At 67.6% G+C, this 20928-nt stretch carries 22 protein-coding genes; 9 read left to right on the top strand and 13 right to left on the bottom strand.

Translation table 11 applies throughout. The annotated features are described in order from the left end of the window. The first annotated feature begins 120 nt into the window (after window positions 1-120). Window positions 121-588 carry a PaaI family thioesterase gene (locus IU450_RS20200; protein WP_195151306.1) on the top strand — a complete coding sequence of 156 codons (468 nt, stop codon included), beginning with the start codon at window positions 121-123 and terminating at the stop codon, window positions 586-588. Window positions 589-649: 61 nt separating this feature from the next. On the opposite strand, the gene IU450_RS20195 is transcribed toward IU450_RS20200, so the two are convergent. Genes IU450_RS20195 through IU450_RS20170 form a run of 6 tightly spaced genes read right to left on the bottom strand, consistent with a single transcriptional unit; the run spans window position 650 to window position 5660 of the window. After that, complete coding sequence (locus IU450_RS20195; protein WP_195151305.1) at window positions 650-1492, bottom strand: acyl-ACP desaturase; 843 nt, start codon at window positions 1490-1492, stop codon at window positions 650-652. A 16-nt stretch (window positions 1493-1508) separates the two neighbouring features. Beyond that, window positions 1509-2357 carry an SAM-dependent methyltransferase gene (locus IU450_RS20190; RefSeq protein WP_195151304.1) on the bottom strand — a complete coding sequence of 283 codons (849 nt, stop codon included), beginning with the start codon at window positions 2355-2357 and terminating at the stop codon, window positions 1509-1511. Then, on the bottom strand, window positions 2354-2620 hold the full coding sequence (locus IU450_RS20185) for an acyl carrier protein (protein ID WP_195151303.1): 267 nt from the start codon (window positions 2618-2620) through the stop codon (window positions 2354-2356). The genes IU450_RS20190 and IU450_RS20185 overlap by 4 nt, the downstream gene beginning before the upstream one ends. Beyond that, window positions 2617-3186 (bottom strand): PaaI family thioesterase, encoded by a 570-nt coding sequence (locus IU450_RS20180; RefSeq protein ID WP_195151302.1) that lies wholly within the window; start codon window positions 3184-3186, stop codon window positions 2617-2619. Before IU450_RS20180 ends, IU450_RS20185 begins: the two co-directional genes overlap by 4 nt. A 3-nt stretch (window positions 3187-3189) precedes the next feature. Beyond that, window positions 3190-3978 (bottom strand): ferritin-like domain-containing protein, encoded by a 789-nt coding sequence (locus tag IU450_RS20175; protein ID WP_195151301.1) that lies wholly within the window; start codon window positions 3976-3978, stop codon window positions 3190-3192. Window positions 3979-4001: 23 nt separating this feature from the next. After that, window positions 4002-5660: a fatty acyl-AMP ligase gene (locus IU450_RS20170; protein ID WP_195151393.1), complete on the bottom strand. Its 1659-nt coding sequence runs from the start codon at window positions 5658-5660 to the stop codon at window positions 4002-4004. Between the two features lie 268 nt (window positions 5661-5928). Between IU450_RS20170 and IU450_RS20165 the strand changes: the two genes are divergently transcribed. Genes IU450_RS20165 through IU450_RS20150 form a run of 4 tightly spaced genes read left to right on the top strand, consistent with a single transcriptional unit; the run spans window position 5929 to window position 11117 of the window. Continuing rightward, entirely contained in the window at window positions 5929-7167 is a 1239-nt protein-coding gene (locus IU450_RS20165) for a cytochrome P450 (RefSeq protein WP_195151300.1), read from the top strand. Next, window positions 7164-8387 carry a cytochrome P450 gene (locus IU450_RS20160; protein ID WP_195151299.1) on the top strand — a complete coding sequence of 408 codons (1224 nt, stop codon included), beginning with the start codon at window positions 7164-7166 and terminating at the stop codon, window positions 8385-8387. The genes IU450_RS20165 and IU450_RS20160 overlap by 4 nt, the downstream gene beginning before the upstream one ends. Next, window positions 8384-9790 (top strand): FAD-dependent oxidoreductase, encoded by a 1407-nt coding sequence (locus IU450_RS20155; RefSeq protein ID WP_195151298.1) that lies wholly within the window; start codon window positions 8384-8386, stop codon window positions 9788-9790. The genes IU450_RS20160 and IU450_RS20155 overlap by 4 nt, the downstream gene beginning before the upstream one ends. Window positions 9791-9848: 58 nt before the next feature. Then, a complete protein-coding gene (locus IU450_RS20150) occupies window positions 9849-11117 on the top strand; it encodes a cytochrome P450 (RefSeq protein ID WP_195151297.1) in 1269 nt (422 codons plus the stop codon). Window positions 11118-11162: 45 nt separating this feature from the next. Here IU450_RS20150 and IU450_RS20145 read toward each other — a convergent pair whose 3' ends face one another. From IU450_RS20145 to IU450_RS20115, 7 genes are all read right to left on the bottom strand, one after another. After that, a complete protein-coding gene (locus IU450_RS20145; protein ID WP_195151296.1) occupies window positions 11163-11573 on the bottom strand; it encodes an RNHCP domain-containing protein in 411 nt (136 codons plus the stop codon). A 10-nt stretch (window positions 11574-11583) separates the two neighbouring features. Beyond that, the gene (locus IU450_RS20140; protein ID WP_324197747.1) at window positions 11584-11898 is read right to left on the bottom strand and encodes an RNHCP domain-containing protein; all 315 of its coding nucleotides are present in this window, start codon (window positions 11896-11898) and stop codon (window positions 11584-11586) included. A gap of 479 nt (window positions 11899-12377) precedes the next feature. Next, window positions 12378-12803 carry an NUDIX hydrolase gene (locus IU450_RS20135; RefSeq protein WP_195151294.1) on the bottom strand — a complete coding sequence of 142 codons (426 nt, stop codon included), beginning with the start codon at window positions 12801-12803 and terminating at the stop codon, window positions 12378-12380. 99 nt (window positions 12804-12902) lie between these two features. Beyond that, entirely contained in the window at window positions 12903-13673 is a 771-nt protein-coding gene (locus IU450_RS20130) for a glucose 1-dehydrogenase (protein WP_195151293.1), read from the bottom strand. 75 nt (window positions 13674-13748) lie between these two features. Further along, window positions 13749-14600, bottom strand: a complete 852-nt coding sequence (locus tag IU450_RS20125; RefSeq protein WP_195151292.1) for a helix-turn-helix transcriptional regulator — start codon at window positions 14598-14600, stop codon at window positions 13749-13751. Window positions 14601-14656: 56 nt separating this feature from the next. Continuing rightward, window positions 14657-15223, bottom strand: a complete 567-nt coding sequence (locus IU450_RS20120; RefSeq protein WP_195151291.1) for a flavoprotein — start codon at window positions 15221-15223, stop codon at window positions 14657-14659. A gap of 4 nt (window positions 15224-15227) precedes the next feature. Then, window positions 15228-16427: a helix-turn-helix domain-containing protein gene (locus tag IU450_RS20115; protein ID WP_195151290.1), complete on the bottom strand. Its 1200-nt coding sequence runs from the start codon at window positions 16425-16427 to the stop codon at window positions 15228-15230. An 852-nt stretch (window positions 16428-17279) separates the two neighbouring features. Between IU450_RS20115 and IU450_RS20110 the strand changes: the two genes are divergently transcribed. The 4 genes from IU450_RS20110 (at window position 17280) to IU450_RS20095 (ending at window position 20913) form a co-directional block, all read left to right on the top strand. Further along, on the top strand, window positions 17280-17594 hold the full coding sequence (locus tag IU450_RS20110) for a hypothetical protein (protein WP_195151289.1): 315 nt from the start codon (window positions 17280-17282) through the stop codon (window positions 17592-17594). A gap of 301 nt (window positions 17595-17895) precedes the next feature. Then, entirely contained in the window at window positions 17896-18744 is an 849-nt protein-coding gene (locus tag IU450_RS20105; RefSeq protein ID WP_195151288.1) for a hypothetical protein, read from the top strand. 46 nt (window positions 18745-18790) lie between these two features. After that, window positions 18791-19879 carry a hypothetical protein gene (locus IU450_RS20100; protein ID WP_195151287.1) on the top strand — a complete coding sequence of 363 codons (1089 nt, stop codon included), beginning with the start codon at window positions 18791-18793 and terminating at the stop codon, window positions 19877-19879. An 83-nt stretch (window positions 19880-19962) separates the two neighbouring features. After that, window positions 19963-20913 (top strand): ADP-ribosylglycohydrolase family protein, encoded by a 951-nt coding sequence (locus IU450_RS20095; RefSeq protein WP_228834826.1) that lies wholly within the window; start codon window positions 19963-19965, stop codon window positions 20911-20913. Window positions 20914-20928 lie beyond the last annotated feature (15 nt).

Below are 20928 nucleotides of genomic sequence, written 5' to 3'. Positions count from 1 at the left end.
CCGCCCGGGCCGCACGTCCTATCGGCCGATCGAAACACGGTATGCAATCGAGTGGGGTCGGCTGGAGTTCATCGGGTGCTGATCGAATAGCGGGGCAACGTTCGCCAGGGAGGAAAAGCCATGACCAGCATCGACACTCACGCCAACGGGACCGTGGCGTCCCGTGTCACCGAACTGACCACGGTTTTCGAGCGGGGGCTTCGCGAGAATCTCGGCGTCGGCGCGTCTCTGGGCATTCGACTGGAGACGGCGGGCGACGGCTACACCCGGTACTACCTCGACCCGAACCCGGCCACCATCAACGCCATGTTCACCGTGCACGGCGGGGTGCTGGCCACCTTGATGGACACGGCGATGGGCAGCGCGGTCTTCACGAAACTCGGCGACGGCGTGGCCTATACGACGCTCGAGCTGAAGGTGAACTTCATCCGGCCGGTGACGCTGGACGGCTCGCGGCTGACCTGCGAGGCCAACGCGGTGCACGTCGGACGGCGCACCGCGACGGCGGAGGGCCGGATCACCGACGCGGGCGGCAAGCTGATCGCGCACGGTTCCACCACGATCCTGGTGTTGCAGCCCGAGAACTGAACGCCGCGCAGGGCCCTGTTCCCGAACTCGTCCGGGGACAGGGCCCTGCGGCGTTCCGGATTCACGCCAGCGATCGGCACTCGTCGATGAAGCGCACCAGTTCGTCGAGGCGATCGCTGCGCGCGTCCACCGCGCGGTCGATCACCTTCACCAGGTGCTCGTAGGCCTCGGTGTGGTCGTAGGCGGCCACATCGGCGATCTTCAGCGCCCACCGCCAGTAGCCGCGCATGGTGTCGGCCAGTGGCATGCGGAAGGTGGCGATCACCTCGCGGATCGGCTCCACGGTGGCGTCGCCCTGGACGCGGAGGTAGCGGCCGACCACGTCGGCCATGAAGCTGAAATGCCGCGCCTCGTCGCGCGACAGCCGCGCCAGCACCGCCGCGAGCACCGGGTCGTTCACCACCTCGCGCAGGTGCTGGTAGTACATCTGCGTCGCCTTCTCCTGCACCAGCGCGTAGGCGAAGAACTGCACCGGGTGCCGGTACGGCAGGTCGAACGGTTTCTGCCCCTCGATCGCGAGTTCCGTGCGCAGCGCACCGCGTTCGGCGATGCCGGACGCCTCCTGGTAGCGGGTCAGCGCGCGGGCGTGCGTGTCCTCCTCCAGTGCCCAGCGCACGGTGAAGTGGTAGAGCTCGCGGTTGTGGATGAACGCGTCCCGGCCGACGGTGTCGTCCACCGGGAAATAGCGGTGGTAGACGTCGAAGTAGCCGGGCAGGTGGTCCTCGATGAGGGTGACGAACTGGACCGCCGACCGCTGGCCCTCGGTGAGCCTGCCCGCGTCGGCGCGGGACCAGTCGAACGCGGTCTCCACGTCCCAGGCCCGTGTGGCGGGCGACGCCGCGAGGAATCCGTCCACCGCCGCCACGACTTCGTCCACGGGAATCAGCGCCGATTCGATGTTCATCTCTCGCTCCTCCCGTTCAGCGGGCGTTCCGGCAGGTCAGCGCGTAGTGCTTGGTGGTGTAACCCCATCCGGCGTTCGCGATCTCCAGGTAGTGCCGCAGCTTCGCGGCCAAGCCCGGCCCATGCGTGTCGATGCGTTCGGCGGCCGCGTCGACGCCTGCGATCCAATCGTCGATGGTGCGGCGGTAGTGCTCGGTGAGGTCGTCCACCGCGATGATGGAGAATCCCGCGTCCTCGGCGGCGGTCACCAGGTCCGAGAGCGGACGCAGATCGCCCCACCCGAAGATGTCCTCGCGCACGAACTCGGTGCCGTCCTTGGCGTCGAACGCCGTGCGCGCGGCGGCGTTGCGGAAGCAGCTCTCCGACACATACAGCGTGCCGCCGCGCCGCAGCACCGCGCGAGCCCGGCGGAAGATCGCGCCGAGGTCGGGCATGTGCACGATCGAGCCGAGCAGCGTCACGGCGTCGAATCCGCGCGGCGGCAGGTCCAGCCGCTCGAAGTGACCGACCCTGGTGTGCACCCGATCCGCGAGACCACGGACGCGCGCCTGCTCGGCGATGTACTCGTGCTGGCGCGGCGCCGGGCTGACACCCGTTGTCTCGCAGCCGAATTCCGCGGCCATGAACAGGATCAGCGAGCCCCACCCGCAACCGACGTCCAGCAGGCGTTCGCCGCCGGTCACCCCGAGCCGGTCGGCCACGAATCGCAGCTTGCGCCGCTGCGCCTGCTCGAGCGTGTCGGACTCGGACTCGTAGAGCGCCGAGCTGTACTTGCGCAGCGGGTCGAGGAACTGGCCGAAGACGTCCGGGTCGAGGTCGTAGTGCTGATTGGTGTCGGCGGTGACCGGCTGGTCGGTGACGGTCACGCCGCCGCCTCGCGCAGCGCCTTGCCGACCACCGTGACGACGTCGTTCAGCGAGGAAAGGCCGAACACGTCCTGATCCTCGAGTTCGATGTCGTAGGTGCGTTCGATCTTGGCGACCATGCGCAGCACGCGCACCGAGTCGACGCCCGCCATGCCGCGCAGGTCCAGCTCCGGACGCAGTTCCGCCTCCGGGATGCCGGTCTCGGCGGTGGCGATTTCGGTGACCGTGCGCAGGATGTCGTCGGCGGTGTGGATGGTGGTCATGAGTGGACTCCGTTCGGTGCGAGGGCGGTGCCGGTGGACAGGGCGTGGGAGAGCGCGGCGACCTCGTCGTCGCCGAGGGTGAGCTGATGGCGCACGTCGTCGAGCGCGAACGGCTGGTAGGCCGCGGTGGAGCTGGCGCACACCAGGTCGTCGGCGTCACGGATCTCCGCGGACGCCTGGATCGGGCGGTCGTCCTCGGCGCCGGACAATGTCGCGACACAGTGGTATTCGCGACCCACGAGCAGTGGTGTGAGGAATCGGGTGCGCTGCGTGACGGTGAACGCCGGGTGGTGGCGAGCCAGGACGATCAGGTTGCCCATCACCTCGTCGCAGATCACGCCGGTCAATCCGCCGTGCACGACGCCGGGGTAGGACTCGAACTCGCGCCCGAGCCGGAACCGGGCCTGCAGCCCGTCCGGATGCGGGGTGAAACGCAGGCGCAGACCCGTCGTGTTGTGCGGTGAGCAGCCGAAGCAGCGGTAGTCCGGGATCACCGACCAGGGCACCCGGACGGTGTCCACCCCGCCGTGCCCGGTGTCCTCGCAGAAGGCGTTGTCGTGGTCCATGCGTCAGGCGATCGCGTCGGCCAGGGCCCGGCGAACCTTGGCGTTGCTGGACAGATCCAGTCCGGTCATGTTGCCGAAGGTGCGACGGACCTTGTCGTGCAGCACGTCCAGCTCACCCTCCGCGGCGACCTGCTCGAGGAACAGTTCGAACCCGGTGTCGATGGTCTCGTGGTCGCCGAGCTCGCTGATGCCGGCCTTGAACGTGCTGACCGGGTGCTTGATCTTGGCCTCGGAGCTGTACACGTACAGGGTCTCCAGCACCGAGGGCAGCTCCTCGGGACGGCGCCGCAGCCGCTCGGTGGCGTAGTGGATGAACTCGCGCGCGTGGCCCGCCTCGTCGCGACCGGCGTTGAGCAGCAACCCCTTCAGCACGGGCTCCTCGACCCAGTTCGCCACCGCGCGGTAGATGTGGTTGACGGTGAGCTCGGAGATGATGTTGGTGGCCAGGGTCGCCGAGGGGGTGGTGCCCGGCGCGTACGGCTCGCGCATCGAGTCGACGGCCTTGTCGTCCACGCTCTCGCCGAGCGCGTTCAGCCAGGACCGGAACGCGTAGTGGTGCTGCACTTCCTGGTAGCCCCACACCACCGCGAACGTGGAGAAGTCGTAGTCGTCGACGAACTCGTTCATGAACCCGTGCACCGCGGCGATGACATTGGACTCGCCCATCGTCGCGCTCTTGGCGAGGGTGATGTACTCGGGACGGACCAAGGACTTGTCGACGGCGTCGAGATCGAGGTCGGCCAGCTTCCAATGCAGGCGCTCGTAGTGGCGGAAGACGTCATAGCTGTGCACGAAGGACTCCAGTTCGGTCGGGATTACCGGCGGTGCGTGATGAGATCGCGGGCGGCGAGCCGCTGGAGCTTGCCGCTGCTGGTTCGGGGAATGCTGCGCGGCGCGACCAGGTGGACGCGCACCGCGGCCAGGCCGAGTTCGGCGGAGATCCGGGCGCGGATCGCCGCGGTCAGCGCGTCGGCGTCGGCTCCGGTGCGCTCGGACTCGGCGATCAGCGCGATCACGTCCGCGCCGTCCGGGTCGATCGCCGCCGTGCACCGGCCCTTGTACACACCGTCGAGGCCGCGCACGGCCGCCTCGACGTCCTGGGCGTAGTAGTTCACGCCGCGCACGGTGATCATGTCCTTGCACCGGCCGGTGACGAAAAGCTCGCCGTCGCGCAGGTATCCGAGGTCACCGGTGCGCAACCAGCCGTCGGCGAACAGCCCGGCCACTCGCGACGGGTCGGCGGTGAGGTATCCGTCGGTGACCGCGTCGCCCTGGATGAGGATCTCGCCGACTTCGCCGTCGGGCAGCGGACGGTCCCCGTCGGCGGCGACGACGCGCAAACGCAGCCGCTGTACCGGCGAACCGACTCCGGCGACCGGCCGAGCGCCCGGCGCCTCCGGTGAAACGCTCTGTGCGACCGCGTCATCCGACAGTTTCGCCCGATCGACCCACTCGAAGACGGGTTCCCGGCCGAGCGGGGGGAAGGTGACCGCCAGGGTGGCTTCGGCCATGCCGTAGACGCCGAACATGGTCGCCGGGCGGAATCCGGCGGGCGCGAAACGCTCGCCGAACGCGACGACGATGTCCCGGGAGATCGGCTCCGACCCGTTGAAGGCGATCCGCCAGCGGCTCAGGTCGTAGTCGCGCACCCGGTCGGCGGGCACGGCGGCCAGCAGCGACTCGTAGCCGAAATTGGGCATCGCGGTGATGGTGGCGCCGCTGGCGGCGAATTCGCCGAGCCAGCGCGCCGGGTCCTTGACGAACGCGATGGGGGACCACACGTGTGCGGGAATGCCGCGCAGAATGGCCGAGAGGGTGCCGAACAGGCCCATGTCGTGGAACAGCGGAAGCCAGAACCCGCCCTGGTCCTCCAGGCTCAACTCGATTCCGGTGCGAATCGCCGCCAGGCCGCTGAGCACGTTGTGGTGGGTCAGGCGAACGCCCTTGGGTGTCGCGGTGCTGCCGGAGGTGAACTGGATGACGGCCGGATCGTCGGACCCGAGCGCGGGAAGGGCTCGGTCCGCAGGCGTGCCCGATTCGAAAAGCGTTGCGCTGTCGATCAGTTCGACGTCCAGAGCGTCGCTCAGCAGCGCGGCCAGATCGGCGAAGCGGTGCGACACCAGGACGGTGCGCATGCCCGCCGCCGCGATGACGGCCGCCAGCTTCTGCGGGTAGCCACTCGCCGCCCGCGCGCCGGCGGGCAGCGGGAGGGGAGTGGCGGCGCCGCCCGCCGCGGTCACCCCGAACAGGCAGGTGAGGAACTCGGGGGCGTTCGGGCTGAGGACGCCCACCGGTTCGCCGCGCCGCACGCCGTGCCGGACCAGCGCCGTCGCCGCTACCAGGGACAGCCGGTGCAGCTCGGCGTAGTCCACGGTTTGCGACACCGACCAGAACGTGGCGGCCACCGCGGGGTGGGCGGCGGCGATCTCGGCGAGGCGGCCGTGCAGCGTCACGGCTGATTCCGCGGAATTCATACCTGCCACGACAACAGTGAATTATGACGGTGCATTGAACTCGTTGTGAATTGACGCCGGCGATAAACAGGGCCGATCAGCCGATCGATTTGCGCGATAAAGTATTCGGCTATGGGGCGATAGGAACGGGTAATCGCCGCCGCGCCGGGCCGGTGGCGAGCACCACGATGGACGAGAAATTTCTTTCGCGTCCCGGAATTGTCCGCAGCGATCCGGCGGATGGTATGCCCTTTTCCGCGCCGCGTCCATTTCTATTCAGGAGTCGCCGGTGAGTTCCGAGCATTCCGCGGTCGAGGAATCGACCCCGGTCCAGCTGGCGGTCGTCGAGAGCGTCGCTTCGCATATGCGGCACAACCCCTACGGCAGTTACGGCGTGCTGCGGGCGGCGGGCCCGTTCGTACCCGGCCCGCACGACACCCACCTGGTGACCCGCCACCACGAGGCGCAGGCGATCATGCAGGACCCGCGCTGGAGCCACGCCGAAGAACCGGATCTGCTGCACGGCGACAGCGAGGTGGAACTGCCCGGATCGTTCCTCTGGATGGAACCGCCGGAGCACACCCGCCTGCGCGGGCTGGTGAGCAAGGCGTTCACCGCGCGCACCGTCAGCGGCATGCGGGAGCGCGCCGAGCGACTGGTCGACGACCTGATGGCGAAGATGCTCGCCGAGCGCGACGTGGACGTGCTCGAGGCGCTGGCCTACCCGCTGCCGCTGACCATGGTGTGCGAGCTGCTCGGCGTGCCCGCCGAGGCGCACGAGCACGTCCGGGAGATCTCCACGAGCATCGCGCGCGGCCTCGACCCCGACGTGCTGCTGTCGAAGCAGGAACTCGACGCGCGCACCCACGCGGTGCACGCCTTCCTCGAATTCTTCGGCGAGCTGGTCGAACAGCGCCGCCACGCGCCACGCGCCGATCTGATCACCGCACTGGTGCAGGCCGACGACGCGGGCGCCCGGCTCACCCGCACCGAACTGCTCGGCACCCTGCTGATCCTCGTGGTGGCCGGGCACGAGACCACGGTCAACCTGATCGGCAACGGTGTGCTCGCGCTGATCCGCCACCCGGAACAGTTCGAGCGGCTGCGCAGCTTTCCCGAGCTGTCCGAACCCGCGGTGGACGAGGTGCTGCGCTACGACGCCCCGGTGCACCTGACCACGCGCACCGCGCACGAGGAGATCACCGTCTCCGGAAAGACGTTCGCGCCGGGCGAGGCGGTGATCGTGCTGCTCGCGTCGGCCAATCGCGATCCGGCGGCCTTCCCCCGGGCCGACGAGTTCGACATCGCGAGGTATGCGCGAGGTCGAAAAGCCGAGCGGCACTTGTCTTTCGGGCTCGGTCTGCACTATTGCCTCGGTGCGCCGCTGGCCCGGCTGGAGATGCGCACCGTGCTGCGGGCGATCGCCGATCGAGTCGAGTCGCTGTCCCTGCTCGAGGAACCGCCGTACCGGCCGAACGTGGTCGTGCGCGGCATGTCGCAACTGCGTGTCCGGATGGAGGCCCGATGAACACCGTTACGCCCGCCGACGTGACCTTCGATGCTTTCGACCCGAGCGCCCGCGCCGACCCGTATCCGGCCTACCGGCGGGTGCGGGACGCGGCGGCGCTGGTCCCGTACGCGTTCGGCGACGTGCCGGTCACTCTGATCACCCGCTACGAGGAGTGCGCCGCGATTCTGACCGGCGCCGACTGGGGGCACGGCTACGCGGCGGGGATCAGTCCGTTCCGCGACACCACCGCCGCGATCCCCGGTTCGTTCGTCCGGATGGATCCGCCCGAGCACGGTCGCTACCGCAAGCTGGTCGCGAAGGCGTTCACCCCGCGGCTGATGGCCGAGATGGCGCCGGTCGCCGGGCAGGTGGTGCGGGAGATCGTGGACGCGGCGCTCGTGCGTGGCGAACTCGACGTGCTCGACGGTTTGGCCGTGCCGCTGGCGGTCGCGATGGTTCCGGTCCGGCTGCTCGGCGCCGACCCGGCCGACGGCGCGAAGTTCCGGGAATGGCAGCTGGCCATCGCGCGCGGCAGCGACCCCGACTCGCTGCTCGGCGCGGAGGATGTCACCGCCCGCACCGCGGCGGCGATGGAGTGCATGGGGTACTTCGCCCGGCTGGTCCAGCAGAAGAAGCAGAACCCGACGCCGGACCTGCTGAGCGCCCTGGTCGCCGCCGCCGCGGACAGCGATCGGCTGACCGAGCCGGAGGTGATCGGCATGGCCCTGCTCACCCTGGTGGCCGGCATGGAAACCTCGATCAATCTGATCGGCAACGGCATGCTGGCGCTGCTGCGCAACCCCGGCCAAATCGCCCTGCTCCGGGAAAACCCCGAGCTGATCGCGCCCGCGCTCGACGAAATGCTCCGCTACGACGCCCCCACCCAGTTCACCATTCGCGTCGCACTGGCCGACACCACGGTCGGCGAGCATCGGTTCCGGCGTGGTGACGGGGTCGTGGTACTCACGGCCTCGGCCAGCCGGGACGACCGGGTGTATCCGGACGCGGACAGCTTCGATGTCACCCGCTACGCCGGAAATCGCCCGGCGCGCAAGCATCTCGGTTTCAGCCTCGGCATCCACTACTGCGTGGGTGCGCCGTTGGCGCGGATCGAGGCCGAGGCAGCGATCGGCGCGCTGCTGGCTCGCGCTCCGAAGCTCGCACCGGCGACCGACGCGATCGAGTACCGGCCGAGCCTGATCCACCGCGGCATCGTGTCGCTGCCGGTGACGTTGTGAACGCGACACGGCACGCGGTCGTGCTCGGCGCGGGCGTCGCCGGGCTGCTGGCGGCCCGGGTGCTGGCCGACCATTTCGACCGTGTCACGGTCTTCGAGCGGGACGGCTTCGACGCCGAGGGCATGCGCAAAGGCGTGCCGCAAGCCCGGCACCTGCACGGGCTGCTGGATCGTGGCCGCACCGTCATCGAGGAACTGTTCCCCGGATTCACCGACGAGATGACCGCCCGCGGTGCGACGCGGGCCGAAGCCCTGGTCGGAACCCGATGGTATGTGGGCGGACTGCGGGCCGCGCAGGCGTCCACCGGGCTCACGTCCCTGATCGCGACCCGCCCGCTGCTGGAATCCATACTGCGCGAACGCACTTCGGCGTCGACCGGGGTGCGGCTCGTGGCGGGAACCGCGCGCGGGCTGGTCGGTGACGCGCGTGGTGTGCGCGCGGTGTCCGTGGACGGTGACTCCGGCGTCGAGACACACGCCACTGACCTCGTGATCGATGCCACCGGCCGCGGCTCCCGGGCCGCGGTGTGGCTCACCGCGCTCGGCGCCGAGCCACCGGACGAGCAGCGGCTGGAGGTGGACCTCGGCTACGCCTCACAGTTCTACCGGCGGATCGAAGGCCAGCTCGACGGGCACTCGTCGGTGATCATCTCGACCGGCGCCAACGGGCGCGGCGGCGGCGCGGTCCGGGTGGAAGGCGATCGCTGGCACGTCACCCTGGCCGGAATCCTCGGCGACCATCCGCCCACCGACCCGGACGGATTCACCCGCTTCGCCGCCTCCCTCGCCGCGCCGGACATCCTCGAACTGATCGCGCGATCCGAACCGCTCGGCGACGCGGTGGCGCACCGATTCCGCGCTCCGGTGCGCAGGCGCTACCGGCATCGTGCGGCGATGCCTTCCGGATTCGTGCTGCTCGGTGACGCGCTGTGCAGCTTCAACCCGCTCTATGCCCAGGGCATGGCGGTCGCCGCGCAGCAGGCCGTCGCGCTGCGCGCCTGTCTGCGCGCGGGCGGACACACGCCCGACCTGCCCGCGCGGTTCTACGCGGCGGCCGACAAGGCACTCGATGTCGCCTGGCAACTGTCGGCCGGAGCGGATCTCGCGCATCCGGGTGTGGCCGGGCCGCGTACGGTGCGCACGCGCCTCACCAACGCCTACGTCGCCCGCGTTCATCGCGCCGCGCACGTCGACCCGCAGGTGTCGCGGACCTTCTTGCGGGTGGCGAACCTGGTCGAACCGCCGACGGCACTGCTGCACCCCTCGATGGCGAGACGAGTACTGCTGCCCAGGCGCTCGCGGACCGGCGCACCCGGAATCAGCGCCACCGGTCCGGGAGCCGTTCGGGCGCCGGGTTCGTCATCGCCGCCGGACCCGGGCCACCGCATCCATTCCGATCACTGACCGTTTCGAACGACCGGCAGCATCGACCAGGTGCTCCGTGAAGGAGGGACCACGAGACATGGACTCGTCAACCGCGGGTACGGCTGTCGCGGAACAGGATTCCGCCATCCAGACCGCCCTGGCCCAGCTCTTCGGACCTGAAGGCAGGCCCGATCCCTACGCCCCAGCCCGGGTGCTGCGCGAGGCGGGCAGACTGCACCGGACCCCGCTGGGGCACTACGTGCTCACTCGCTACGACGACTGCGCCGCCGTCCTGTCGACCACCGCGTGGAGCCACGCGGAGGAGGCGGCGATGATGCATCCCACGGTGTCGCCGGAGGACGCGCCCGAAGAACTGCCCACCTCGTTCCTGTGGATGGAGCCGCCGGACCACACCCGCCTGCGCAACCTGGTGACCAAGGGCTTCACCCCGCGCATGGTGACCAGGCTGCGTCCGCGGATTCTGGAGCTCACCGAGCAACTGGTCGACAAAGCCCTGGAGGCGGGCGAATTCGACCTCGTCGAGATGATCGCCTACCCGCTGCCGCTGATCATCGCGTGCGAGCTGATCGGCGTGCCGCCGGACGCCTACGACCAGGTGCACCGGTGGTCGCAGGATCTGGCGCGCGGCTTCGACCACGACTACACGCTGCCCGAGGAGTCGCTGAAAGCCCGCAGCGCGGCCTCACGCGGATTCATGGGCTACTTCCGGCAATTGCTGAACGAACGCCGCCGCGATCCGAAGGACGACTTGCTCAGTGCGCTGTCCCAGGTCGAGGACCGGGGAGACGTGCTCACCGAACAGGAGTTGCTGGCCACCTGCATCACCACGTTCGTGGCCGGGCACGAGACGACGGCCAACCTGATCGGCACCGGCATGCTGCAGTTGATGCGCAACCCCGAAGCGATCGACACCTTGCGCAAGCGCCCGGAACTGGTGGCCTCGGCCCCCGACGAACTCTTGCGCCTGGAGCCGTCGGTGCAGATCACCACGCGCGCCGCGACCCGCCCGATCACGCTGGCCGGTCACGACTTCGAACCGGGCGAGGGCGTGGTGGTGCTGATCAACTCGGCCAACCGCGACGACGCGGCCTACACCGATCCCGATCGCATCGACGTCGCCCGGTACGCCGATCCGATGAATCCCGCCAAGAAGCACCTCGGCTTCAGCCTCGGCATCCACTACTGCCTCGGTGCGCCGCTGGCGCTGCTGGAGATGGAAGTGCTGCTCGAGGTGGTGCTGCGGAGGGTCCGCGACATCGAATTGCTGTCGGACACCCCGCCCTACAAGCCGAATGTCGTGATCCGCGGATTGGAAGCGCTGCCGACCCGGTTCACCGCGGTCTGAGCCGGTGCCCCTCGGGCCGAGCAGGACTCGGCCCGAGGGCGCCGGTCACAGCGACAGCAGCACCCGCCTGCCCAGGCGTGGATCGGACAGCGGGCGCAACGCGATGCGTATCAGCGCCATCGCGTCGTCGTCGCCCGCGATGCGATTGGCCCGGACGCGGCCGCAGGCCACGCACTGGTGCACCAGCAGCCATTCCCCGTCTTCGCGCGACGACATGCTCACCGCTGCCATCCGCCCGCGACATTCGGCGGCGCGGTCACCCGGCACTCGCTGATCGACATGCCTACTGGCCAGACAGTGCGGACAGTGATTGCGGTGCGCGGTGCCGGGCGCACGCACCGGGATCTCCCTTCGGCAGCCGACGCAGCGGAAAATATCGCCGGATTCGCCACCGTGCCCGTGCAGTACCTCTTTGGGACGTTGCGGGCGGCGCCGCTCGGCTTTCCTTCGTGGCATGACGCGCGCCTCACAGATCCGCGAATATTTCGAGTGGGAACGGTGGCTCGGCCAACGGTCGAACGGCGATGCGCATCAAGATCAGCTGGTTGTCGTCGCCGGACACCGGGTGCAGCGCCAGTTCGTGACAGCCGGTGCATCGGTGCACCACAGCCCACTCGCCGCCGCGCGACACGGCGATCGAGAGCGGAGCCATGCGCGCCCCGCAGTCGGACGGGCCGCCACCGACCTGGTCGCGGGTGTGCCGCGAATTCAAGCAGCTCGGGCAGTGGTTGCGCCTGCTGCTGTCGGGCCCGAGCGTCGATACGACGAGCCCACAGCGCACGCAGGTGAAAGTGTCGGTCCGCAGCGACGGGCTGGGACCGCGATGAGACGAAGAGGTGTTGCTCGACACCCGGGTACTCCTCACTGAGCGGTGATTGATGCAGCAGGAGAAGACCGAGCGCGCCTCGACGATGCCGACGGCGTTCCGGCTTGGTCAGGCGTGACCGAACGGGTCGTTCGAATCCACACGATGGGGCGCGCTCGGCGCTCGCCGGGACATAAACCACTCCTCTCGGGTTCGGTGGACCATCGGCCTCCGAGGTCGCGTCACCGTACCGCCGCACGCGGCCACGCCACCACCGATTTTCGACGGCGTGCACGACGGGCGCGGCGGACGGTGGATCCGATCATGCGACCTCGACGTCCTCGCCGGAGGGGTCGGCTTCGGGTCGCACGGGAACGCGCGACTTGTCGACGCCCGCGGCTTCGAATTCGATGCGAGGTCGCCGCGCCGGACGTCGGCCGGTAGCGGATCCTGAACTACCAGTCGACCACGCCGAGTTCGTGGAGTTTGCGGAAGACCAGCATCGAGCCGGGTGCCACGTGGTCCATGGCGGCGTACTCGCTCACGGTGAAATAGCGGAGTTCGGCGATCTCGCTGGTGGGTCGCGGATCGCCGTCGAGTTCCGCGGTGAAGCAGGTCATGTGCAGCCGGGTGCCGGGGGAGTGCCCGTACGCCTCGGCATGGAACACCCCGAGCTCGTCGAAAGAGACGACACCGACACCGAGTTCCTCGCGCACCTCGCGGTGCAGCGCCGCCTCGGGCGTCTCGCCGGGATCGATCTTGCCGCCGGCCATATAGAAGACCTCCTTGCCGGCCGAGCGCGCCTGCAACAGGCGACGATCCCGGACATGGGCCAGCGCGGCGGTGCGAATCACCGGCCCACTGTACTGAGCGGCGCGCATGCGACGGCAACCGGATATTGGAGCTTCGGCCGCTCAGCGATCGAGCAAGGCGCGGTGCAGGAGTTCGCCGATGCGCCGGTGGAGCCCGGCGACGGCCGCCTAGATCATCTCGCGGGAGATGGCCGCGACCAGGCCGCCGTCGATGACGAGATCCTGCCCGTTGACGTAGGACGCCTCGGCGGAGGCGAGGAACGCGACGGCGTCCGCGACGTCCTCGGCGGTGCCCAACCGGCGGCTCGCCACCTCGGCGAGCACGGCGGCGTGCGCTTCGGGGCTGACGTTGTCGTGGAACATCGGGGTCTCGATGTATCCGGGGCTCACGGAGTTGACCCGAATTCCCTTCGGCCCCAGCTCCGCCGCGAGCGTGCGGGCCAGATTGTGCACGGCCGCTTTGGTGGCCGCGTACAACGTACCTCCGGGCAGGCCACGATGCAGCGTCCACGAGGCGTTGATGACGATCGCCGCGTGCTCCGACAGCAGCGGCAGAGCTTTCTGGATGGTGAAGAACACGCCTTTGAAGTTGATGTCCACGACGCGGTCGAACTCGTCCTCGGAGATCTCGGCGTGTGGCCGGAAGGACGCGACCCCGGCGTTGGCGAACACGACGTCCAGGCGTCCGTGCCGGTCGCGGATGGCGGCGGCCAGCGCGTCGAGATCGGCGACGCGTCCCGCGTCACCTTGGATCGCGACCACCCGGTCGGCGCCGTTCAATTCCTCGACCGCGGCGTCCAGCCGAGTCTTGTCCCGGCCGGTGATGACCACCTGCGCGCCCTCGGTGAGCAGCCGTCGTGCGGTGGCCAGTCCCATGCCGCTCGAGCCACCGGTGACGAGCGCGACCTGACCGTCGAATCGGGAGATGCTGTGTGTCATGCGAATCAGCGTGCCGAAGGCCGTGTCCGCGTAACAGTGTTCGGTTGTCCTAGGTGTGGCACCACCAGGCTACGGTCACGCCGGGGCGGCGAGTCTGATCCGCATCAGCCCCTCGACCCGCTGCGCGGTCTCGGTGCCGGGTTGCGGGTTGTAGAGCACCAGGAACCAATCCGGGTGGTCGGCCACCGCGAGGGTGGTCGTGTCGAACAGCAGGTCGCCCGCTTCGGGGTGGCGCACCGCCTTCACGGCCTGGCCCGCGGCGTCCACGTCGTGGCGAGCCCACAACTCGGCGAATTCCTCACTCGCGGCGGTGAGCTCGCCGATCACCCGGCCGAACTCGGGGTCGCCGGGGTGATGCGCCGCATCCGCGCGGAAAGCGGCCACGACCGCGGGCGCGATCGCGCTCCACTCCGCGTGCATGCCGCGGTACCTGGCGTTGGTGAAGAACGAGACCAGGCAGTTGTGGTCGGCGTCGGTGAAACCGAAGACGGCTCGCGCGGTGTCGTTGACCGCGAGCAGATTCCAGGAGCGGTCGCGCAGCACCGCGGGCCTCGAGCCCCACGCGTCGAGCAGCCTGCGCAGCTGCGGGGTGAGTTCGGCGTCGCGCGTCGAGCCCGGCGGCGGCGGGTTGAGGCCTGCGAGCAGATACAGATGCGTCCGCTCCGGACCGGACAGGCGCAGTGCGGCGCCGATCGCGTCGAGCACCTCCGCCGACACGGTGATGTCGCGTCCCTGCTCCAGCCACGTGTACCAGGACACGCCCACCCCGGCGAGCATCGCGACCTCCTCGCGCCGCAGGCCGGGCGTCCGTCGCCGCCCCACGGTCGCCAGGCCGATGTCCTCCGGCGTGAGCCGGGCCCTACGGGTGCGGAGGAAGTCGCGGAGCTGGTCACGCCGGTGCGGCGCCGCCGAGGATTCGCTGGCCATAGGCCACGGTAACAACTGGTGCTTCGGGCCGTGTGGTCTGTTCGCCGGTGGACCGGTCAGGGCGTCCGCGACCACCTGTCTACAAGGGTCTTCCATGCGAGCGCCCAAGGGAACCGGTCTATGTACTGTTCTCCCGTCCCAGGATCATGTTGGCGGTATACGTTGTCGCCGACCAGAACGGTTACACCCCATCGTTCGAGCTTGGCCATTGCTTCCTGTACGGCAGGAAACCTGATCTGCGCCCAGTTCGAGAAGGGCATCGCGACGATGGGCAGCTGCTTGCCGACACCTTCGACCAGCAGCCCCAGCGGCAGTGTGTCCGAGATCCCGGCCGCCCATTTGGCCAGCGAGTTACAGGTGATCGGAGCCACGATCATCGCGTCTGGAGGCGGCAGCACGTCCGGCGCGTCAGGGTCTTTGTACTCGCTGCGAACTGTGTGACCGGTCAGTGCAGCCAACGCGGCAGTGTCGATGAATCGCCGACCTTCCGGGGAGGCGATGACGCAGACATCCCAGCCGTCACGTTGAGCCAGCTCCACCAGTTTGCCGACATCCTGTGCAGCGGGTGAACCCGTTACGAGTGCGTACAGTACCGGGCTGCGGTGTTCGTTCGTGTCTTCCATCGGCTCAGCCCTTCACTCCGCACCACGCGGCGAAGTTCGCCAAGCTGTTGGTGGTGCGCGAGTCACGCGCTGCTAATGCGTGAACCGTCTCGTGAACTTGGGGGTGGTATCGGGTCAGCTGGGGCGCGATCCGTCGTGCCTGATTCAACGATTCCAGCGCACGCCGCCGATCGCCGTGCAGTAGCCACGCCCGCGACAGGTCGATCCAGTAGTGGCCGCTGCGGCTCGGTGCCGTGTCAGCAGGGAGGCGAATGCCGTCAGCTCTCGATACAGCCGTGGTGCCGTCACACAGTTCGACCGGCACCGCTACACGATGGATATCGACGTTCGCGGCACCGAACTTCGTCCCGTAATGGTTCGCTGCCTCATGTGACGGCATCGCCAGTTCACCAGCCGCGCGCAAGTGCTCGTCGGCAAGTTCGCCGTCGCCACTTCGCGCCGCCAACACCGAAGCCCGTAGGTGCAGAGCGCCGCGGACCGCTGATGAGCTCGAGTCCGTCTGCACCAGGTCGACGAGCGCCGCCGCCCGGTCGATGCTCCGCAATCCTGCGTTGTACGAACCATCGAAGAGCAGGATCAGAGCATGGTTCCACTCACTTACGGCCGCGCGCAGCGGATCTCCGCCCAGCGATGCCGCCCGCCTCGCCCGCTCATCCGCCAGGTGCGCTAAATCGAGATGCCCAAGCCGGTACAGGGCCACTACAGCGTAGGAGTAGGCAGCAGAGAGCAATTCGAACACTTCAGGGCGATCCGACGCCGCTACATCATGACTGGCCCGATGCAGGTGACGTAACACGTCGGGCAAGGCCCGCACTGCTTCCGCGTGCTTTGTCCGTCGGTCGAACTCCTTGATCTCAGCGACCGCCGCTCGAAGCTCGACCAGCCCCCGAACATCGGTATCGATATCCGGATCGTCACCTTCTACCAACGCCTGCCGAAGCCCTGGCACACCCGACTGCTCTGAGTCCGGTGCAGCATTCCGCGACCAGTACGGCTGCTCCGTAAGGTCGATCACACTGACACCCAACGCTGCCGCAACCGCAGCGATCAGCGACGGGCTAGCTGGCCGGGTACCACGCTCCACCTTTTGCAGTAACGATGACGACACACGCGCCCGCCGTGCCAGCGACACTTGAGTGACGCCATGCGTCTTGCGTACCTCGGCAATCCGCACACCGATGGCTGTTCTCGACTCGCCGGTCATATGCCCAGCGTCCAACGCTGAGAACCCCCACGTCAACCAAACTCGGCAGTGTGCCGATTTTGTGTGAGTTCCGGCCGACAATCTCCGCCACCCTCGATTCAGCCCCGACGCCGGGTGCCGCCGGTTTCTCATCCCGGCCCTGCTGGTCGCCCGATGATGGGCAGTCGGCGGTTCGGCCTCGGCGTCGGGTGCACACCAGCGCATCGAGCAGGGGAGTGGTTCGTGAATTCATTGAAACAGCCTGGGCATACACCGTTGTCGGTCTGTCACTTTTACCGGCACGTATGCGACCTGCCCGCCGAAGTCCACCCACCGCACCTGGGGCGCATCACGCTACGCGCGGGTCGGGTGTGCGGATTGATGATGCCCGCGTTCATCGGCTCGGAAGTCAAAGCATGGATGCACCGAGCGGGCCAACAGGCCGGGCCGGTACTCACGCATCCACGTTCGCAGCGGTGAACGTTTTTGACAGGGCCGGACCTGCCGGAGGACATCCGGTTGTTCGCGGAGATGTCGCGATTGGGTGTGTCGATCCTCCGTGCCGGAGAGATAGCGTTGCCCGGTCCCGGACAGCGCCCTGGCTTGTTCCGGGCGTGGGTGCAACCACCCCACGATTCCTATCGGCCGCCAGGGCGGATCGTGGTCGAGGCGATCCGGTATTGCGCCGCCCAGCACACCCGACAGCGCCGGAAGGTGAGGGCGTATGCGTGACACCACCACGGCGGCAGTGCCTTATGGGTGTGGTCCATTGTGTCAGCTGTGGATCACGACCTGGCAGTGCTGGCTGTTCACCATGCACGCTGAAACCGCGCTTGCTTCCCCGCCACCATCGCAGCCGCCGCAGGCCCGTCGGTGATCGGTGACCAGGACGCCGAGCGCACCGCTGCCGAGTTCGACATCCTCACTGACGTTATCGGCACCCTCATGGCCGCCACTGAGGTTGCCGCGCGAGACGGGATGACCGACACCACCCGCGTGCGTGTGATGTCGATGGTCGTCTATGAACTGATCAGCAGCGCCCGCACCGCTGCCGCACCCCACACCGGCCGCCTCTACGCCGCGCCGCTGCTCGATCCGATCATCGACAACATTTCCGCCGCCGATGACATCACTCTTCTTGACCTGCTGATCCCCGCGATCATCGGTCAGCACCTCAACAACACCTGAACCACCAGACCGCCGCGCACGGTCGCGTCCCCTGGCACCCCGTTGTATCAGAGGGAAGCGCGCGACCTGGCGGCGCAGCTGAGAGTGGAGGCTGGATGAACGGGACGCCACATCGGTGTGCCCAACCGAACCCGCCCGGCGGCCTCCCCTGCTCACCAAACGCATTGCACGACAGCCATTGCCACGCCAGATCAACCCGTCACGGACGGGTCGTCACATGCAACTCGGCCGATACACACCGCTTCTCGGCGAAAATCGGCTTCCGCGACGACTGTCAGTGCTTCTGGGGCCGGGGCTTGTGATGAGTTCAGCTCTGCCGGACGTACCCGACGTGCACCTGATCGTGCGGATGCGCGGCTACCAACTGCACTACGCGGCGTGTTCGACTGCGGCCCTAATATTCATCCAGGACAACGGTATCCGCCATTGCGCCGAGGCCATATACGTCGCCAGCGGCCGCACTGATCAGCTACCCGGTTGGCCTGTGAACAACTGTATGTCGAGCGATGACGGTTCCATCGCGACGCAACGCTCCCGTCCGCGCTGCTTGCCCAGTGACGAGTGCGGACGCGACACTGTAGTGCTCGAACGTGCGATACCTGACAGCCGAAATGAGGGGAAGGCCCGGCCAGTGGACAACGAACAGATGGCGATGGATCTCGGCGTTCCAGTCGAGCAGACCGAATGGGGTAAATGGGTCGCCCCGGATCGGCGGGCAGCGCAGGTGCGGAAGTTCCTCGATCACGCCGGATTGCGTGACATTCCGTCCGAACCATGGCCCGAAGAGGATCCAGAATTGTCCCATCTGGACGCCGTGGTAGCCGCATTGTTCCCGGATATGGCTACCGCAATGGCTCCCGAGAGCGCTGATATGGCTGACGCCTTCATATGTTTTCTGGGTGAGCTTTTCATCAGGTTCGCTGGCGCACACTGGGAGGATTACAAATGGTTCGGCCGCGAGAATTCATTCTACGATCACGTCAATCCATTGCTCGAATATGGGTTCGACGTCGACGGTGACACCGCGTACGGGCTGATGAAACTCATGATCGACGACTATGACCCGGCAGAGGGTGGCATGTTCTCCAGCATGGCCGAGATGCTGCGCGAATTCGCTGACGAATACTCCTCGTCACGTGATGGCGTGTAGCTCAACGCTTTAATCGATCATCGCAATATTCGGGGTGGGCGCTGTCATGCCTGATGAGTACGACAGAATCCGAGATCCATACGATAACCCTGCTCGCGGACGGATATTCGAGAACGGCATAGAATACCTTTTCCGTGATCGGCAGAACGGTTATGTCAAGCAGCCGGATCGGTACGTCACATCGCTGGGCTACCGGCATTATGACAAGGCCAGGGCCGATGAACAAGGCCGGATTCATGCCATCGAAGACAAGTCGGGCCAGACCGGCAGCAAGAACGACATCCGGGAGTTGCAAAAGGACCGCGAGCTCCTCGCGAAACGCGAAATCGAATCGCTTCGGATTCGGACTGTAGCGGGTGAGCAAATGTCGCCTAAATATCAGAAAATGCTGACCGAGTTGAAGCAAGAATTCGGCGACAGAGTGATTCACCAAGAGCTGACACGGGAACAGGCTCGTGCGGCATTCTCGAAAGGGCTGGAACGCGAAAGTGACGCCCGGCAGCTGGAATTGAAGACGAGATACGAACTGAACCGCGCGAACCGTGCGCGTCAACGGTTGGCGAAGTTACGCGATATCGTGCGGGCACGAGGGCGAGCCGAGAAATTCCGGAAGATGCAGCTATTCCGGGAAGCCGCTGCGCGTGGCCGGGTCGATGCCCCGCAGCAGGCCGAACGCGACCGGCAGGCCCGCGAGCAAGCCGAGCGTGCCAGGCAAGCACTCCGAACGCCGGAAACCGAGCGTGCACGGGTGGAACGGGAGGCTGCCGAACGGGTGGCGCAGGAATTCCCGGTGCCCCACCAGTACCCGCAGCGGGAGGCCGCTGGTGCTGGGGAACAAGCGGTCCGAGAGGCGGCCGACGCGGCCAGCGCGGAGCGTGCCGCAGCCGAGGCCCGCGCGGCAGCGGAGAAGGAACGCGAGGCTTCCTTGCAGGACCTGAACGAGGCGCGGAATGCGGCGTTCAGGGAATTGGACGAAAAGGGGCGTCTGTCGGAGGTGGAAAGACTGTTGTGGTTGGGGCAGGCGCAGCATCCGCAAGCGGCAGTCAGGCAGCCGCCTGGTCATGTCCCGGGGGTTGTGCGAGGCGGCACCGGGCAAGGCCAGGACCGCTCACGCGGAGTATCCCGCGAACAATAGCTGTCCGCGCTCGGCTCAGTGTGTGGTCGACTTCTGGTGTCCCAGCAACCGGGCATCCCCTGCGAGCACACGCTCATGCCGAGTTGCGGCAGCTGGTTGCGGTGGGCATCATATGCGCCTATATGCCGCATAATTTAGATGCCGCTGGTGCCAGCCTCGATGGTTTGTCCGTTGGTGATGCGCTGGGTGCTCAGTTCTTTGTGCCGGGTCGCTCCATACCCGATCTTCTCGCCGGACGCCCGCCCGCAGCGCCGTGGCAATGGACCGACGACACCGAGATGGCTTGTTCGGTGTACGTGGAGGTTTGCGGCCGCAGTCACATCGACCGCGACGCGCTCGCAACCGCATTCGCCGAACGCTGCGAACCCTATCGGGGGTATGGCGCCGGCACCGTCGTCGTGCTACACGAGATTCGCGATGGACGCCCCTGGGTGGACGCGGCGGGTGCCGTATTCGACGGGCGCGGATCGTGGGGAAACGGAGCCGCGATGCGAGTCGCCCCGCTCGGGGCGTATTTCGCCGGGGATCCCGACCGAGCGGCAGTTCAGGCCGCACTGTCGGCTGAGGTGACGCATCAGCATCCGGAAGCGATCGTGGGTGCGATGGCGGTCGCAGTCGCCGCGAGCCATGCTGCGGCGACTTGCGGGAAAGGATGCTCGCCGCGCGAATTGCTGACTGCGGTCGAGCCGTATCTCGTTGATGGCCGGACCGCGACAGGTGTCCGCCGCGCCCAGAAGCTACTGGGCCGATCGATAGCCGAAGCGGCCTACGAGCTCGGCAACGGCTCGCAGGTCAGCGCTCAGGACACGGTTCCGTTCGCCTTGTGGGCAGCGGCTACCTTTCTCGGTGACTATCCTGCCGCTGTAACCGCGTGCATCGAAGCTGGTGGGGATGTGGATACCACGGCCGCTATCGTCGGCGGAATCGTGGCGTCACACACCGGCATTGGATGCCGAGGCGAGACACGAGGGATACCGGAGGAGTGGCTGGCGGCGCGTGAGCCTCTGCCCGCATGGGCGAGAGTTCGGCGGTAGGAGCAGGTTTGCGCG

The sequence above is a fragment of the Nocardia abscessus genome, from assembly GCF_015477775.1.
GTDB classification, from domain to species: Bacteria; Actinomycetota; Actinomycetes; order Mycobacteriales; family Mycobacteriaceae; genus Nocardia; species Nocardia abscessus_A.
Note: the sequence above shows the minus strand (reverse complement) of the source record. Positions and strands in the feature narration are given on the sequence as shown.

Bases quoted from the DNA above. Each gene is read 5' to 3' on its own strand.
- IU450_RS20200 (WP_195151306.1), top strand. From the start codon at position 121: ATGACCAGCATCGACACTCACGCCAACGGGACCGTGGCGTCCCGTGTC.
- IU450_RS20195 (WP_195151305.1), bottom strand. From the start codon at position 1,492: ATGAACATCGAATCGGCGCTGATTCCCGTGGACGAAGTCGTGGCGGCG.
- IU450_RS20185 (WP_195151303.1), bottom strand. From the start codon at position 2,620: ATGACCACCATCCACACCGCCGACGACATCCTGCGCACGGTCACCGAA.
- IU450_RS20180 (WP_195151302.1), bottom strand. From the start codon at position 3,186: ATGGACCACGACAACGCCTTCTGCGAGGACACCGGGCACGGCGGGGTG.
- IU450_RS20170 (WP_195151393.1), bottom strand. From the start codon at position 5,660: ATGAATTCCGCGGAATCAGCCGTGACGCTGCACGGCCGCCTCGCCGAG.
- IU450_RS20160 (WP_195151299.1), top strand. From the start codon at position 7,164: ATGAACACCGTTACGCCCGCCGACGTGACCTTCGATGCTTTCGACCCG.
- IU450_RS20150 (WP_195151297.1), top strand. From the start codon at position 9,849: ATGGACTCGTCAACCGCGGGTACGGCTGTCGCGGAACAGGATTCCGCC.
- IU450_RS20145 (WP_195151296.1), bottom strand. From the start codon at position 11,573: ATGCCACGAAGGAAAGCCGAGCGGCGCCGCCCGCAACGTCCCAAAGAG.
- IU450_RS20135 (WP_195151294.1), bottom strand. From the start codon at position 12,803: ATGCGCGCCGCTCAGTACAGTGGGCCGGTGATTCGCACCGCCGCGCTG.
- IU450_RS20130 (WP_195151293.1), bottom strand. From the start codon at position 13,673: ATGACACACAGCATCTCCCGATTCGACGGTCAGGTCGCGCTCGTCACC.
- IU450_RS20125 (WP_195151292.1), bottom strand. From the start codon at position 14,600: ATGGCCAGCGAATCCTCGGCGGCGCCGCACCGGCGTGACCAGCTCCGC.
- IU450_RS20120 (WP_195151291.1), bottom strand. From the start codon at position 15,223: ATGGAAGACACGAACGAACACCGCAGCCCGGTACTGTACGCACTCGTA.
- IU450_RS20115 (WP_195151290.1), bottom strand. From the start codon at position 16,427: ATGACCGGCGAGTCGAGAACAGCCATCGGTGTGCGGATTGCCGAGGTA.
- IU450_RS20105 (WP_195151288.1), top strand. From the start codon at position 17,896: ATGAGTTCAGCTCTGCCGGACGTACCCGACGTGCACCTGATCGTGCGG.
- IU450_RS20100 (WP_195151287.1), top strand. From the start codon at position 18,791: ATGCCTGATGAGTACGACAGAATCCGAGATCCATACGATAACCCTGCT.